This is a genomic window from Marinobacter salexigens (assembly GCF_002806945.1).
GTDB lineage: Bacteria > Pseudomonadota > Gammaproteobacteria > Pseudomonadales > Oleiphilaceae > Marinobacter > Marinobacter salexigens.
Genome location: NZ_NIHC01000010.1, coordinates 36107 through 51423, shown reverse-complemented (window position 1 = coordinate 51423; position 15317 = coordinate 36107). Strand labels below are relative to the sequence as shown.

General features: G+C 51.5%; 14 protein-coding genes. 8 read left to right on the top strand and 6 right to left on the bottom strand.

The features are described from left to right. The first annotated feature begins 30 nt into the window (after window positions 1–30). The 4 genes from CDH47_RS16295 (at window position 31) to CDH47_RS16280 (ending at window position 5174) form a co-directional block, all read left to right on the top strand. A complete protein-coding gene (locus CDH47_RS16295; RefSeq protein WP_239985862.1) occupies window positions 31–717 on the top strand; it encodes a YrbL family protein in 687 nt (228 codons plus the stop codon). A gap of 128 nt (window positions 718–845) precedes the next feature. Continuing rightward, the gene (locus CDH47_RS16290) at window positions 846–2261 is read left to right on the top strand and encodes a mannose-1-phosphate guanylyltransferase/mannose-6-phosphate isomerase (protein ID WP_100641239.1); all 1416 of its coding nucleotides are present in this window, start codon (window positions 846–848) and stop codon (window positions 2259–2261) included. Beyond that, window positions 2258–3163: a lysophospholipid acyltransferase family protein gene (locus CDH47_RS16285; RefSeq protein ID WP_100641238.1), complete on the top strand. Its 906-nt coding sequence runs from the start codon at window positions 2258–2260 to the stop codon at window positions 3161–3163. The genes CDH47_RS16290 and CDH47_RS16285 overlap by 4 nt, the downstream gene beginning before the upstream one ends. A gap of 1 nt (window position 3164) precedes the next feature. After that, complete coding sequence (locus CDH47_RS16280; protein ID WP_100641236.1) at window positions 3165–5174, top strand: O-antigen ligase family protein; 2010 nt, start codon at window positions 3165–3167, stop codon at window positions 5172–5174. Window positions 5175–5204: 30 nt separating this feature from the next. Here CDH47_RS16280 and CDH47_RS16275 read toward each other — a convergent pair whose 3' ends face one another. From CDH47_RS16275 to CDH47_RS16255, 4 genes are all read right to left on the bottom strand, one after another. Then, window positions 5205–6296, bottom strand: coding sequence for a UDP-N-acetylglucosamine 2-epimerase (locus tag CDH47_RS16275; RefSeq protein ID WP_100641234.1), 1092 nt, complete (start codon window positions 6294–6296; stop codon window positions 5205–5207). Window positions 6297–6662: 366 nt separating this feature from the next. After that, window positions 6663–7463, bottom strand: coding sequence for a glycosyltransferase family 25 protein (locus CDH47_RS16265; protein WP_100641230.1), 801 nt, complete (start codon window positions 7461–7463; stop codon window positions 6663–6665). Between the two features lie 84 nt (window positions 7464–7547). Further along, a complete protein-coding gene (locus tag CDH47_RS16260) occupies window positions 7548–8666 on the bottom strand; it encodes a glycosyltransferase family 4 protein (protein WP_100641228.1) in 1119 nt (372 codons plus the stop codon). Then, window positions 8663–9379, bottom strand: a complete 717-nt coding sequence (locus tag CDH47_RS16255) for a 3-deoxy-D-manno-octulosonic acid kinase (RefSeq protein ID WP_100641226.1) — start codon at window positions 9377–9379, stop codon at window positions 8663–8665. The genes CDH47_RS16260 and CDH47_RS16255 overlap by 4 nt, the downstream gene beginning before the upstream one ends. A 150-nt stretch (window positions 9380–9529) precedes the next feature. Here CDH47_RS16255 and CDH47_RS16250 point away from each other — a divergent pair, with 150 nt between their 5' ends. Genes CDH47_RS16250 through CDH47_RS16235 form a run of 4 tightly spaced genes read left to right on the top strand, consistent with a single transcriptional unit; the run spans window position 9530 to window position 13838 of the window. Continuing rightward, window positions 9530–10579 (top strand): glycosyltransferase family 9 protein, encoded by a 1050-nt coding sequence (locus tag CDH47_RS16250; RefSeq protein WP_100641224.1) that lies wholly within the window; start codon window positions 9530–9532, stop codon window positions 10577–10579. After that, the gene (locus CDH47_RS16245) at window positions 10572–11939 is read left to right on the top strand and encodes an O-antigen ligase family protein (protein WP_100641222.1); all 1368 of its coding nucleotides are present in this window, start codon (window positions 10572–10574) and stop codon (window positions 11937–11939) included. The genes CDH47_RS16250 and CDH47_RS16245 overlap by 8 nt, the downstream gene beginning before the upstream one ends. Continuing rightward, complete coding sequence (locus CDH47_RS16240) at window positions 11936–12877, top strand: glycosyltransferase family 8 protein (protein WP_100641220.1); 942 nt, start codon at window positions 11936–11938, stop codon at window positions 12875–12877. Before CDH47_RS16245 ends, CDH47_RS16240 begins: the two co-directional genes overlap by 4 nt. Beyond that, window positions 12870–13838, top strand: coding sequence for a glycosyltransferase family 8 protein (locus CDH47_RS16235; protein ID WP_100641218.1), 969 nt, complete (start codon window positions 12870–12872; stop codon window positions 13836–13838). The genes CDH47_RS16240 and CDH47_RS16235 overlap by 8 nt, the downstream gene beginning before the upstream one ends. A 40-nt stretch (window positions 13839–13878) precedes the next feature. Here CDH47_RS16235 and CDH47_RS16230 read toward each other — a convergent pair whose 3' ends face one another. Together CDH47_RS16230 and CDH47_RS16225 are read right to left on the bottom strand one after the other, a co-directional pair. Then, window positions 13879–14283 (bottom strand): DUF6165 family protein, encoded by a 405-nt coding sequence (locus tag CDH47_RS16230; RefSeq protein WP_100641216.1) that lies wholly within the window; start codon window positions 14281–14283, stop codon window positions 13879–13881. An 83-nt stretch (window positions 14284–14366) separates the two neighbouring features. Continuing rightward, a complete protein-coding gene (locus tag CDH47_RS16225; RefSeq protein ID WP_100641214.1) occupies window positions 14367–15293 on the bottom strand; it encodes a branched-chain amino acid transaminase in 927 nt (308 codons plus the stop codon). Window positions 15294–15317 lie beyond the last annotated feature (24 nt).

Below are 15317 nucleotides of genomic sequence, written 5' to 3'. Positions count from 1 at the left end.
AGTCATCTCGGCAATCAGCCACTATATCCGATGAGAACAAACACTGCCGTGATAGACCTTTCAGATCAAACGCCCTTTGCTTCGGGCTACAACCGCCATTGCTATCTGCATCCAGATACCCCTGGCCGCTGCCTGAAGGTGATTCGCCCTGAAAATATAGAAGCTCGTTATCAGCGGCAGATGCCTCTGAAGAAACTGCTCGGCAAGTCCAGGATCAACGACAATACACAGGAACAACGTGCCCACCGGCAGAGTGCAATAGTATCGTTGATCAAACACGGCCACGAAAGCAGTGTCTGGAAACATCTCCCGCGATTCTACGGCGAAACACTAACATCGCTCGGCGCAGCTAACGAAAGTGAGCTCCTTCTGGATGATCACGGCAATCCTGCCGAAACGCTTGAGAACTATCTGAAGCAACACGGTTTTGACGCACCCATAAAAGCCGCTTCGGAGCGATTCTGTGCGTGGCTTGAGGCAACGGGCATATTGACCCGCAATCTCCTGCCCCACAACCTGGTAATTGCCCAACGTAACAATCAGCCAGAGCTGTTCCTGGTCGATGGCCTTGGAGCACCCGATGCTCAGAACCAGCTTGCAGCGATTCCGGCATGGCGAAAGCGGTATATAACGAGACGCATCAATCGCTTCTACAAGCGAATTGCATGGGAGCTCAGTGACAGAAAACAAACCTGGGAAGCGTCGCAACAACTATGACTTCTGCGACGGGGGGCGCGGCACGGTGCAGCTGCGCTGTCGATGCTCAATCCGTATGGTAAGATTCCACCTTTGAATGCAGGGTTCAGGAACGCTCTCACAAACTCAATCAAGCCCGGAGTAAGCTCATGATTCATCCCGTCATTATGGCTGGCGGTACCGGCTCGCGACTTTGGCCGCTGTCACGACAATTGAACCCTAAACAGTTTCTCAAACTGACAGACGGGCCCCTCTCAATGCTTCAGTCAACGGTGGCCCGGCTTGACGGAATGGACGCCCAAAAACCACTCCTGATCTGCAATGAAGAGCACCGTTTTCTGGCGGCGGAACAAATGCGGCAATCCGGCCATGAAGATAGCTGCATCATCCTTGAACCCTGCGGTCGCAACACCGCGCCTGCCATCGCATTGGCGGCACTTCAGCTGTGTGAGAGCGCAGGTGGAGATGACCCACTGATGCTGGTTCTTGCCGCCGACCATCTGATCACAGATGTCGACGCGTTCCAGGCGGGCGTAGCAAAGGCCATCCCTCTGGCTAAAGAAGGCAAGCTTGTCACCTTCGGCATAGTCCCACATCAACCTGAAACCGGGTATGGCTATATACATCGTAGCAATGAACTGGCCGCCGATTGTTACTCTGTTGACAGCTTTGTAGAAAAGCCCGACATTGAGACCGCTAAAACCTATCTCGAATCCGGAGAGTATCTCTGGAACAGCGGCATGTTTCTGTTCAGTGCCCGGCAGTACCTGGCAGAACTGGAACTGCACCGCCCTGACATTTTATCTGCCTGCCGCGCCGCGATGGCAGATACCAGCGAGGACCTTCACTTTATACGGGTGAGCCCGGAGCTGTTTGCCAACTGTCCCTCTGAATCTATCGACTATGCCGTGATGGAGAAAACCGATCACGCTGTGGTTGTTTCCCTGGACGCCGGGTGGAGCGACATCGGTTCCTGGTCTGCACTTTGGGATGTTAGCGAAAAAGATTCTGATGGAAACAGTCTCAGCGGCGATGTGATCGCCCACCAAACCAGCAACACGCTGGTTCGCGCAGACAGCCGCCTTGTTGCGACCATCGGTGTAGATGACCTCGTCCTCATTGAGACCAACGATGCGATTCTTGTTGCTCACAAAGACAAAGTGCAGGATGTAAAAGCTGTGGTTGAGCAGATTCGCAACGATGGCCGACATGAGCATATGAATCACCGTGAGGTTTACCGCCCTTGGGGTGTATACGACTCCATAGACAGTGGGCCGCGCTACCAGGTAAAGCGGATCACGGTAAAACCCGGCGCCAAGCTATCGGTTCAGATGCACCATCATCGCGCCGAGCACTGGATTATTGTCAGTGGCACTGCGCGGGTAACCAACGGCGAAAAAACCTATCTCGTTACTGAAAACCAGTCCACTTACATCCCCATAGGCCAGGTGCACTCTTTGGAAAACCCCGGGGTTATTGATCTGGAACTGATTGAGGTTCAGTCCGGTTCCTATCTTGGTGAGGATGACATTGTCAGATACGAAGACCGGTATGGCAGAAAATGAGTAAGCTGAAATATTTTTTTGTTGCAGGTCTACTGCGTATCGCAGGCAAGCTTTCTCTGGCAAATGCTCAGCGCATTGGCAAATTTATCGGCCTGCTTATGTGGAGGCTGCCGCTGAAAGCTCGTGAAGTTACCGACATTAACCTCACGATCTGCCTCCCTGAACTCTCACCCACTGAGCGTGCAGACCTGGCGAAGGAATCGCTGATCAGTACAGGCATGACCATGCTGGAAGTTCCTCTGATGTGGGAATGGCCGGTTGAAAAATGCCTTGGACTGGTCCGTGAAACTGTAGGGCTTGAGCTCATTGATGAGGCAATGGCTGATGGTAGCGGATTGATCCTTCTCGCGCCGCACCTTGGCAGCTGGGAGCTGGCGGGGTTGTTTTTTTCATCTCGTTACAAAATGGCCGCCCTTTACAGCCCGCCCAACATGCCCGAGTTCGAAGACTACATGACCCGTGTACGAGGCAGGCTTGGCTCCGAACTCGTGCGCGGCGACAGGCGGGGCCTTGTACGGCTGGGATCGATCCTCCGGGAGGGCGGTGTTGCTGGCATTCTTCCTGACCAGTCCCCGCGTGGCAAAGGCAATGCCTTTGCGCCCTTTTTTGGCATGGAAGTCAAAACCATGACCTTAGTTTCAAAGCTAATGCAACGAACTGGCGCCAAGGTCCTGATTACCTACGCCGAGCGGCTAGAGAACGCTCAGGGCTTTCGGATTGTAGTACGCAAAACCGAACCGGGCTTGGATAGCAAGGATTCGGTAGCAGCAACAACCGCCCTGAACCAGTCTATTGAACAGTGTATTCGGGATATTCCGGGGCAGTATCAATGGGAATACAAACGCTTGCGGCACCGCCCACCGGGTGAAATCAATCCCTACAACCCGGACCGGGTATGCTGACATGACAAATCATTCCCAAATGCCTGTTCATCTGTTTTTTGTAATCGGTGTGGCGGGCGCGCTTCTGTCATCCAGCGTCTTGGCAGCCGCCACGCTATTGCTTGCCATAACAGGCATCGTAATCAGCCTCCGAAAATCCCTGTACCAGGCCGGGTGGGATAAGCCCAAAGAGCTTCGCCTGCTGCATTTTGCCTTCTGGTTTTTCGTACTCGTGAGTTTTTGCTCTTGGGCCATAGAAGGTTTCAGTTATGAGGGCGGCAAAACGTTTGGTACCCATGCCCGCTTCATCTTGTTCTGGCCTCTGATAATTGCCCTGAGCTACGCCCGATTGGGAGCAAATACGCTGTTTGCCAGTGCAGGGCTTCTGGCAGCAGCTGTTTTTGGCTTGCTGGGTTCAGCGGTGATTGCGAACCAAGGCTCACTAGATCCTCTTCTTAACAACCGCTTTGGCGGAGGAATAAACCCGATCAGCTTTGGGAATATCGCGTTACTGGGCAGCTTTCTCACCCTGACGGGCGGATTGTTTTTCTACCGCAGCAAGCGGCGCTCTCTTGCCCTTATCTTGATCATTATGGGGGCCGGAACTGCCGCGGTCGCCATGCTATCGCAAACCCGAAGCAACCTTGTTGCCTTACCATTCTTCCTGCTCCTTCTGGTGCCGCTGCTGAGCAGAAATCTTCGCATCATCAGCATGATCGTTATTCCTGTGCTGGTTGTGACGGCCATTGCAACCAACGATCGGATGTCAGGGCAAATTGCAGGCCTTCTGCAGAATGACTCCCCGGATTCGGCCATTACAATCCGGATGGAGGTGTGGGAGTTGGCTTGGGGGATGTTCGCTGAAAACCCATGGACCGGCGTCGGGCTTGGGGGTTACGCCCAGGAAATCGAGGCTTCAGTTGCCTCCGGGGAGTCGTCTGCCGCACTGATAGACTGCTGTACTGGCCACGCCCATAACGATTTGCTCAACATTGCCGCTACTAGCGGTATCCCGGGCATTCTGAGTTGGGCATTCCTGATATTCATACCTTTGACGATTTTTGCACGACACCTGTTCAGTACACATACAGCTACGGCGCATCTTGCAGTGTCAGGCTCACTAATCAGTGTCGGTTACCTCCTCTTTGGGCTGACCGAAGCTACCTTTAACCGAACGCTGTTCCTGACCTTCTACCTGGTATCGGTTGCCGGCACTGCCGCTGCACTTTTCAACGAGCTGGGCACCTCTTACGTGCGGCAACGGACCAAAACCGTATCGGCAACAATCATCACAAAAAACGAGGAAGACCACATTGCCGACTGCCTGAAGTCGGCCAGGCTGGTTGCTGACGAAATTATCGTTCTGGATAGCGGAAGCACGGACAGAACCGTTGAAATTGCCAAGCAGTATGCGGACATTCTTGAGGTCACCGACTGGCCGGGCTTTGGTGTTCAGAAACAGAGAGCTCTGGAGAAAGCCACGGGCGACTGGGTGCTGTCACTGGATGCCGATGAACGTATCACGCCGGAACTGGCCCGTGAAATCAACCACCGGCTAGCCGATCCCGACGCAGATGCTTACAAGCTCCCTTGGGCTGTCACACTGTATGGTACAAGGCTTGATTTTGGCCGAAGCGGCCGAGCGCCACTGCGCCTGTTCCGCCGTGAAGGTGTTCGCTTTTCCAGTGCATTGGTGCACGAAAAAATTCTGGTTCCGGAAGGGCGTAAAACCAAAACCCTGCGAGGGCGCCTGACCCATTACACCCACCGGCATTTCGGGCATGCACTTGAAAAAAGTGCCAAGTACGCTTGGCTGGGCTCTCAGGAAAAGTTCCGAAAAGGTAAGAGAACACGCACCCTGATTTACCCGGCATTTCGAGGCCTGCTAACGTTTTTACAGGTTTACATAATCCGCTTTGGCTTTCTGGATGGATCTGTTGGCTTTCTGGTTGCAGTGACCTACGCACAGGGCTCTTTCAACAAATACGCCGGCCTCTGGACCCTTAGCAAAAGGGTGAAGCCAAAGCACTAAAAGAAGGCTCAGCCAGGGGTTGCGGGTGGCTCAGGCGCAGTTATCGCGCCTGTCCTGATCCGCCTGCTCACGCAGTATCTTCCTGAATTTGAACTTTAATCGGAGCCAGCGCCAGGCATTCAATGGTTTTCTTTGAAGCTGCGGAGGGCTCTCAAACAATCCCTCTACCGCATCCAGTACCCGCGGTGACGAGTGCCCGTCATCAAACGAATGTAGTGATTTAATATACTGGCGCATGCTGGCAATTAGTTGCTCATCACGCCGAAGGGCCTGATTCAAGGCCGCGGGCACATTTTCCGGTTCCTGAACATCAATGACCTGCGGCCCCGGTATCCTGGTTCGCAAGGTAACAACCGGAATATCCAGTACCATGAACTCATTCATGATGGACGAGGTATCGCAAAGCATAACATCCGCCAGCCGCATGTATGGGACGAAATCCTCAGTACTTTCAAGAAAAATCAGTCGCGAACTCTGAAGTGCCCGGTATCGGTCGGCCGTCTCTTCAGGCATTTTGGGGTGGAGTGTCACCACCAGGTTCCACTCCCCCGAATCCCGCAAAGCCTTGATCGTGGTCAATAAGTCGGGGGCTGAGGTTACACCTCTGGTAAAAGTGGAAGCGTAGAAGACAACAGGTAAGGATGCTTCACAAAACAGATCCTCTTTTTGCTTTTTCGTTTTCGGCCTTATAACACCATCTAGCTTTGGCCAACCGGTTTTCCTCACAGCGAAATGCGGTTTTTCAATCGCAAGCTGTTCAAAGCGCTCTGTATCTATATCGGACATGGTGCAGTACAGATCAAACCATCCACGAATACGGTAATGGGACTGTTTGGCCGGATCTACGCCACGCTTGTTAATAGGAAAACCGTGAAAAACCTTCACCTTGAGGCCAGGAAACCAGGGCGGAACCCAGTCACCTGGCACAAATACAGCATCAGGATTATATTCTTGCACCTCACGAACCGTAAGCAACCGCCGCTCTGTAGTAGTGAGTGGGGCTGCACTACAGCCTGCTACAAACCAGGCTGCCTCATCGCCTCGGCGCTCTATCTCGCTTTGGAGTGGTCGCAGAATTGAGTACGAATAGGACTGGTTAACAAAAAAGAGATAGCGCCGCATCAGGAACTCTTTCCCCTTAAATACGCCTGGCTCCAACCCCACCTCATTGCTACTGGAATGTACGAACCAGCCACAAAGCTCCTCCCCGAAAATAGGGGAAACGGATCACGGCGAATTGTCACACCAGTGTCTAGGTAGGGCCTTCCCTCTTTTTGTAGCTCTTCCAATCGAAGATAGCCTGAAACAAAATCGAAAAGTTTACGATCATAGCATTCCTTCGCAAACTCGCAGTTATCAATCCAGCTCCGAATCTGTGGGTTATCCTCCGTCCAAAGTTGATAGCTAAACCCCATTTTTTTCCAGTCATCCAGGCAGGCATGGGATAGCGGAGGCATACGTTTACCTAACCAGATAGCGTGAATGCTCTCAGTCATCACCAAGGATCTTCTTTTCTATTGCCACATTCCCCACCCGAAGGTTGTAGTAAAACCGTCTCAATCTTTCAGTCAGAGTAAAAGCCTCCCTGATTAAGCGAACAAACAACGGCCGCCGGCCAACCTTTTCGCCATACCCGATAATGGACTCAAACCCATAATCATGCGTCACAATCGCAGGCTGTACACCAAGACACTGGACACCATTCACCCAGTATCGATCCATATAGATATCCACTGACAAGAATATCGGGTTAGACGCAACAAGAAATTTTTCTGCCGCCGCTGGCGTTATGTAATATCCCATGGTGCTCATGGGCCCTTTTGTGTACCTAAGGATATCGAAGCGTCCGGTAGAGCCAAGGTTAGTAGTTTTATGGTTTCGTGTTTTGTTCTTGAAGAGCCTTAAGCATTCAAGACGTCTTGGAAAGCCAAGCGCATCTTCAAGAAACTGCTTCAGTAAGGGCGCATCAAACAAGACGTCATCTTCGAGCACAACATAGTTTGCGCCCTCCTCAACACAGCGTTTCCATATATTGTAATGGCTGGCAAAACAACCAAGCTGCCCTTGGCTCATGGGCTGACCTTTCAGCCAAACGCGCTTGGGCTTGTCATACATTGCAAACACCGGGTCACGATCCGTTCTACCGTCAACTCCCCAAAAAAACTCGAAATCTATACCGGCATTTGTCAGGGCCGCCTCAATTCGAGTTTGCCTGTCCTCAGACTGGGGTAGTGTTAACACCAACACCTTAATAGGCGCTTTTTTTAAAGAGTTGGGCACTGATAACACTTCCCTGCATGTAAACTATCTATGCCCATCTTTTACTCCAATGTCCGAAAAGATTTTAATGTGTGCTGCAATCGAAGCCAGACCTTATTCGCTACCCGACAGTTCCACGTAGAGTTTTGCTGTTTGAGCAACCGTTTGTGACGTATGAAAGTCACTGGCAATTCGCGCTCTAGCCGAAGCTCCCAGTTTTTGAGCCAGACCAGGATCATTTATCAAGCGCGCGATGGCAGCAGCCAAACTCTCAGGATCCTCCGGAGGCACGACAAGACCACTCACCCCGTCCTCCACCAGCTCAGGCATCCCCCCAACATTTGTAACAACGGGCGCCACCCCATAAGCCATGGCCTCAATCACCGCCCTGGGTAGCCCCTCTCTCCCTTTTGAAGGCAGCACAAAAACGTGACTTGCTGCAGCTAGAGCAGGAGCATCATTGCGGTAACCGGTAAAGTGTATTCGATCCGCAAAGGTGGACTGATTTGCCAGAGACTTTATTTCCTGGTTCTCGATCACATCACCAACGAGCAGCAGATGCACGTTTGTCTCTTTTGGCAATAGCCCCAACGCATTGATCAGATCATCAACACCCTTTCTTGGAACGTTGCGACCGGTACAACAGATAACAAGAGCATCCTTCGGAATACCAAATTCGCTAAGGTCTGCCGGGGTTTCTTGGTACCAAGCCAAATCATGCCCTTTATAAATACGCCGTAATTTAGTATCTGGTATACGCATCCATAAAAAGCGCAAACTTGCCAAATGATCTTTAATCGCATCGGCCACACATACAATCGTGCTTACCCGCGGGTGCAGAAACGTAATCCAGGATTCCGGGTTCAGGAAACTGATATTCCCGATCACACCACGATATGCCACCACTCGTATATCGGTTCCCTTTGAAGCCCGCAACCCACACGCTAAAGACCGGGGATTATATGCGTGGATAATGTCATAGTCTTTCTTCGTCAACTGATCATGAATAGCTGCTGTACCCGCCTTATCGAAACGACTTTTCAGAGCCATTGGCTGCGCAACCAGCCCCTCATCAACCAGGCGCTGGTAATTCCGGCCTTTCGGGTTACACATCACATCAATATCAAAGCCCGCATTTTTTAGCCCGATAAATAACTCAGACTCAGGAAGGTCACACGAATCAGTGAGGCAAAGTATTGTCGGTAGGCCCTTCTCAGGGTTTATATCAGTCAAGCAGCAGGACTCCTCTTGTACCCAATTATAAAACTATCCCAGATTCTGGCCTGGATTCTCTCACCGGCCACCTTTCTCAGTGACCGGGCAAAGCGCTCAAGGTTTGCGGTTTTCCAATTCGGGTCAGAATTCTCAGGCATAATCCTGCCCCTATCAAAATCAATCAGATAGAAGCGCCCATCGTGAACCATCACATTAAAACAGTTCAGATCAGCATGCCGCACATTAGCTTCGTGAAAAGCACGAATCACAACCCCTAAATTTTGCCAGTCGTTTGTGTCTAGACTCCCTACTACCTCGGCAAGCGTAATTGCATCCCTGAGGCGCTCTACAATTATGGATGCCTGATATTGAATCAAAGATGTTTTCTTATACAGAGCAGCCACGGGCTTCGGCACTGGGAAATCCATCCCGTGTAGCTTTTGGAGGAGACGAAACTCTGAAAAAGACCGGACAGCCCGTTCCTTAGTATAAACATAGGTCTTTTGGGAAATCCGAGCTGCCAGACCGCCTCGCCGGTACTCCCGAAGAACCAGATCAAGATCACCAGCTTGAATAAACCAAGCCCCCCCCCGGCCACCACTGCTGACCTGCCGGGCACTCTTTCCCCAGTAACTGGCACTAAACCAGTCAAGCTTTACTCGTTCCCGGTAATCTGGATGCACTAACGCTACGGCACCATCATCACGTATAACCTTCTCAGACTCGGTCATGGTTCCCCGGCAGCCTTCGCCCAAAGATACCGCTAGCCCAACGCCGTAGGACGTATACTAACGAGTAGGATAGAATGGCGGCCAGTTTACCAACTAACTAGGGCTCAGCTCCACAAAAGGGTCTATTTACCTGCAACGGATAAATACTCGATGAAGTCTATCTGCATACTTCGCCTATCCGCCATCGGTGACGTTACACACGTCATCCCGGTTGTTCTAAGCCTTCAGGAGCAGCTACCGGGCGTCAACATTACCTGGGTCATTGGCAAGCTTGAAGCCAAGCTCATTGGCGACTTGCCAGGCGTGGAGTTCATCATTTTCGACAAGAAAGCTGGTCGCCAGGGTTATGCGGATCTGCGAAAGAAAATAAGAGGCCGCCAGTTTGATGCGCTGCTGCACATGCAGGTAGCGCTGAGAGCCAATCTGGCCGCAGCACTGATCCCGGCAAAGGTCAAAGTCGGCTACGACAAAGCTCGCAGTAAAGACCTGCATGGCCTGTTTATTAACAAGCGGATAGCTCCAGCCCCACAACAGCATGTCAGGGATTGTCTGGCGAGCTTTCTGGAGCCGTTAGGCCTCAAGGCTGCGCCACCCCGCTGGCACATTCCACTGTCAGACGCTGACCACCAATTTGCACACACCCATCTGGCGGGGGGGCGCAAAAACCTGGTTATCAGCCCCTGTGCCAGCCACAAATTGCGAAACTGGCCACCAGAGCGTTATGCACAATTGGCAGATCATGCAATAAGAGTGCATGGAATGAAGGTTATTCTGGTTGGGAGCCCGGCACCATTTGAGGTGGATTACTGCGCAACCATTGAAGCCGCAATGAAAGAAAAAGCTCACAACATCTGCGGCAAGGACACCCTGAAGCAACTAACGGCCCTGCTGACTCACGCCGATTTGGCGGTTGCGCCAGACACAGGGCCAGCCCACATTGCCAGCGCTGTAGATACTGATGTGCTGGGTTTGTTTGCCGCGAGCAATCCGTACCGCTCCGGCCCATACAATTCGCTGCAATGGTGCGTTAACCGTTATCCGGAAGCTCTAAAGAAATATACAGGGAAGTCTGTCGATGAGGCCCGCTGGGGAGCCAAAGCGGAATTTGAGGGCGCTATGGATCTGATCGAGGTGGATGAGGCCTGTGCGACGCTTGATGAATGGATAGCGCAGCAGAGTGGAAAACCATCCAATGACTAATGCCCCTCCATCATCAACACCCGCATCCTTGCTGTTTAAGAAAAACCACGGCGAAGCACTGTTCGTTGTGGCTCTCGCAACCTACATCTTTTGCTACCTCCCAGTGCTCGCAGCGTATCGCGGGGCCGAAAGCGTAATGATTCTGGCTTTTCTCTGGCTGGCTCTGGTTCCAGGCAGAAAATCAGAGTTGAAGATCTGCGTTCTCCATGACCCGCTCTTCCTAGCATGTATAGCAATGCTGGGTTTCCTCATTCTAGCAAGGCTATGGTACGCCTATACCTTACCGCCGGGCATCGATCCGGAAATCCGTGAAACACGATATTTTATGAAGCCAATAATGGTGTTCATGGTTGCTCTTGGCATGGGTGTTATTGCGCGCCCTTACCGCTGGGCTTTTCTGCTCTTGAGCATGCTCGGGCTGGCCGTCTATTTATTTTCAAATACCGGAAGCGGCTACTGGAACAACGCCTTGGCAGGAAAACGGACAGACTTTGGTATCCACAATGCCCAGCACGCAGCTATGTTCCTAGGAACGGCCTTGATAGGCACTGTGTGTTTTATCGACCGGGTCATCAAGGGTAGCTCACATCGTTGGCACCGTGCGAAGATCGCCCTTGTCGCTCTTACGTTTGCCGTGCTCGCCACTGGGTTTATCGCCACACAGACTCGCGCCGCTTGGCTAGGCATTCTCGTGGCCGGCAATCTTGGCCTTGTGGCGGCTGCGTTTCTCATGTGGAGAAAAAAAGATTTATCCTGTCGCAACAAGAAACGTAAAGCTATTTTTATTGTGGCGTTACTGCTCCTATTTGGCGCTTTACTTGCTGGGCTGGGCGCTTCAGAACGGGTCAAAGCTCTATTCAATAGCCAGACTTTTACTGTAGAACAATACATCACCCTGCAAGATTACAGCTTCGACCCCCGTACCAGCCATGGTATTCGGTTATATTCTTGGCGAGTCGCGTTGGAGTGGTTTAAAGAGCGTCCTTTGGTGGGCTGGGGGCCCGGCAGCGCCGAAGACTTGATCAATCGATCCGTTTTTTTCTCCGATCAGTTCAAGAAAAGTTTTGGCCACCTACACAATTCATTCGTTGAATCCATTGTCGCTAATGGCCTAGCAGGATCAGCGATTCTATTAGCTATGGTAATCTGGATGGGAGTCGCTACCTTTATCGCCCATCGAAAAGGCCGAATGCCCAACGACGTTTTCATTTTTGCATGCAGTTTTTTCGGATTCTGGATAGTCATCAATCTTTTTGAGTCGTATGCCCTCTACACCACAGGGCACTATATCAATGCCGTTGTGGGAGGCTTTATATACTCTTTTTATCTTCAATCACATAATGAGGGCGTAAACCCATGACCCGCCGAATCCATATTGCTGCCTGCTGTGACGAAAACTATGTCCCGTACGCTGCCGTCATGATGCTGTCGGCGCTGACCTCAACGCCGGGAACACCGATCACGTTTCACCTGATCAACTGCAGTATCTCGTCCGCAAGTATTCGTAAGTTGCAAGATCTCATCAGCAGGAACAATAGCCAACTCGAAGTTCATCAACCTGATGATGCACTTTACCGGGGCCTGCCCACACTGCGGTATGGGGAGGCTGTGTACCAACGCATCAACTTGCCCGAATACATTCCTTCAGATATCAGGCGAATCATCTATATAGATTGCGACACATTGGTTCTCGGCAATCTCGAGAAATTGTGGCAAGTAGACCTTGAAGGCAATCTCGTTGCGGCTGTTGAAAACCTGTCGCCAACAGCTTGTAAGGACATTGGCTTACCACGCACTGAGTACTTTAACTCGGGCGTCCTGTTAATAGATCTTGAGGGCTGGCGACGAGAGGGAGTCCATCATCAGGTTACCGACTACGCAAGGGAAAATGCGCACCGACTGCAGTATGTTGACCAGTGCAGCCTGAACGCAGTTCTGAGAGGCCGCTGGCTGCGGCTAGGGCCGGAGTGGAATCAACAGTCTGATATATACAAAGTTGTCAAAAAGTATCATGAGGGCAGCTCCTACTCGCAGACAAGCATGGAAAGAGCGATTCTGAACCCGGAAATTGTGCATTTTACCGGCAAGAAAAAACCCTGGACGATCTATTGTTTTCATCCTTTCAAAACCCAACATAAGGCGTTTGTAAAACAAACACCTTGGGCGGATCTCCCCGCGCCTGATGCATCGCTAAAGATCTACCTCAAGTATTTTTTCGCTTTGAGACAGCGCTGGAAAGCCTACAAACGGCAATCCGATATTAAAAGTTTCCAACAGAGTAACGCCAACCATGAGTGATGAGCAGCGCCGGAGCCTGCCAGCCGACGCAGTCGGTATTATTGCAAGCTCTGATGATAATTACGCCCCTCACCTGACTGTTCTGTTCTATTCGCTGCTGGCCAATTGCTCGGCGCCGGAGCGTATCTCACTGTTTTGCCTGGATGGCGGAATATCCGACGAAAACAAAGACAGTATGAACCGGGAAGTCAGGAAGCTGGGCGCAGCGGGTGTCGATTTTGTTACTTTCAACAGTGATCGATATGACAACCTACCAACAACCAAACACATAACCTCATCGGCTTATTACCGGATTTCCATTCCTGAAATATTTGATGACTCCGTGCACAAAGTCCTCTATCTGGACTGCGATATGATCGTCAAAGGCGACATCATCGAATTGTGGGAAACTGACATTTCAGATTTCCATGTTGGTGCTGTCGAAAACCTGTCAGGCCACACCTACAAGAAACTCGGAATTCCGCAGAATGAGTACTTTAATTCCGGCATGCTACTGATCAATCTTGATCTCTGGCGGCGCGATGGCATACCGAAGAAAGTGTTCAAATTCAAAAAGGAAAACCCCGACAGAATAAGCACCAACGACCAATGTGCGCTCAATGGTGTGCTTCATGACAAGTGGAAACACCTGCACCTGAAGTGGAACCATCAAACCGGGCTGTACCGGCCTAGTGAGCAAACTGCGGCCTTCCCACAAAGCGAGATTGCCGAGGCCACGCTATCACCCGGTATCATCCACTACATTGGCTGGGACAAGCCATGGCGAAGGGTGCGCTTCCATCCGCTTGCGGGAGAATACGACCGCTTTGCTGATAAGCTCGATGAATCTCCAAGAACAAAACCGGGCCTTGGTGATTACCTGAAGGCGTATATGTCCATATCACGCCTGAAAAAATTGAGGCGGCAATTGAAGTGGCAGGCCTGGTACAAAGAAAAAGGCTATGACCTGTATCGCGGATAAAAAAAGGCGCTCTCTGGGCGCCTTTTTCGTCTGGGCCAGTTTACTTTCTGGCTGTGTAATCCTGATAAGATTTCTCTTCTACAAACCGTGACCCAAGCGCCAGATTTATGTCTTTTTTCAATTCCGCCCGTTTATCGTTGGTGACGTACACCGCGCGCGCCAATTCAATAAACTTCGGGCCGAAATCCTGCTTTGCTTCTTCATCCCGGATATCGTCTTCAATAACCCAAAGCTCTTCATTAACCGCTTTCAACTGCTTACGCAGCTCTGCGATTGCGCCCTGATCTTTTACCGCTTCGTTCCAGGTTGCGCTTAATTCATCCAGTTCAAGCCTGACATTTCGCACCTTGGCATCATCCTTGATGCGCTCGGATTTAATTTCCAGGATGGTGATCTTGTCGAGGACTTCGCCGAAAGAAACCGGAACTTTAATGACGTCAGCCATTTCATGCACCTGTCAATTTAATGAATTTAAATACTTGTAGGCCGCTACGCTATCGCAAACGGCAACAATCGAATCACTCGCACTCAGTTTTTGACGTGCGTCAGCCAATCCCCATGCTGCGGCAACTTCCCCTTAACCGCATCAAAATACATAGCCTGCAACTTCTCAGTAACCGGCCCACGCTTGCCAGCGCCAATCGCACGGCCGTCCAGCTCGCGAATCGGTAGCACTTCGGCAGCTGTGCCGGTAAAGAAGGCCTCGTCCGCAACATAAACTTCATCGCGGGTAATACGGCGCTCTTTTACGGGAATGTTCAGTTCTGCCGCAAAATCCAGAATGGTCTGGCGGGTAATGCCTTCCAGGCAGGAGGTCAGCTCTGGTGTGTGCAGAACGCCATTGCGCATGATAAAGACGTTCTCCCCTGAGCCTTCCGCTACATAGCCTTCGTTATCCAGCAACAGGGCTTCTTCACAACCACTGGCAATGGCTTCATTCAACGCCAGCATGGAGTTGATGTAGTTGCCGTTTGCCTTCGCCTTGCACATGGTGATGTTCACGTGGTGGCGAGTGTATGAGGAGGTGCGAACCTTGATGCCGATTTCTTTGGCTTCTGGCGACATGTACGAAGGCCAGCTCCAGGCGGCGATCATCACATGCACCTTCAGGTTGTCTGCACGCAGACCCATGCCCTCGGAGCCCAGAAACGCCATGGGGCGCAGGTAGGCTTCGTCGAGGTTGTTCTCTCGAACAGCCGCACACTGGGCCTCGTTCAGCTCTTCTTTGCTGAACGGCATTTTCATGTTCAGAATATGGGCAGAGCGGAACAGGCGGTCCGTATGGTCTTGCAAGCGAAAAATTGCCGGGCCGTTTTCAGTGTTATAAGCGCGTACCCCTTCAAAACAGCCCATACCGTAATGCAGAGTGTGGGTGAGGACGTGGGTTTTGGCATCGCGCCAGGGAACCATTTCACCATCCAACCAGATAACGCCATCGCGATCAGCCATCGACATGCTTCGTTGCTCCTAAAAAGCGGT

Coding starts and splice junctions, on each gene's coding strand:
- CDH47_RS16295 (WP_239985862.1), top strand. CDS start 31: ATGAGAACAAACACTGCCGTGATAGACCTTTCAGATCAAACGCCCTTT.
- CDH47_RS16290 (WP_100641239.1), top strand. CDS start 846: ATGATTCATCCCGTCATTATGGCTGGCGGTACCGGCTCGCGACTTTGG.
- CDH47_RS16285 (WP_100641238.1), top strand. CDS start 2,258: ATGAGTAAGCTGAAATATTTTTTTGTTGCAGGTCTACTGCGTATCGCA.
- CDH47_RS16280 (WP_100641236.1), top strand. CDS start 3,165: ATGACAAATCATTCCCAAATGCCTGTTCATCTGTTTTTTGTAATCGGT.
- CDH47_RS16275 (WP_100641234.1), bottom strand. CDS start 6,296: ATGCGGCGCTATCTCTTTTTTGTTAACCAGTCCTATTCGTACTCAATT.
- CDH47_RS16255 (WP_100641226.1), bottom strand. CDS start 9,379: ATGACCGAGTCTGAGAAGGTTATACGTGATGATGGTGCCGTAGCGTTA.
- CDH47_RS16250 (WP_100641224.1), top strand. CDS start 9,530: ATGAAGTCTATCTGCATACTTCGCCTATCCGCCATCGGTGACGTTACA.
- CDH47_RS16245 (WP_100641222.1), top strand. CDS start 10,572: ATGACTAATGCCCCTCCATCATCAACACCCGCATCCTTGCTGTTTAAG.
- CDH47_RS16240 (WP_100641220.1), top strand. CDS start 11,936: ATGACCCGCCGAATCCATATTGCTGCCTGCTGTGACGAAAACTATGTC.
- CDH47_RS16235 (WP_100641218.1), top strand. CDS start 12,870: ATGAGTGATGAGCAGCGCCGGAGCCTGCCAGCCGACGCAGTCGGTATT.
- CDH47_RS16230 (WP_100641216.1), bottom strand. CDS start 14,283: ATGGCTGACGTCATTAAAGTTCCGGTTTCTTTCGGCGAAGTCCTCGAC.
- CDH47_RS16225 (WP_100641214.1), bottom strand. CDS start 15,293: ATGTCGATGGCTGATCGCGATGGCGTTATCTGGTTGGATGGTGAAATG.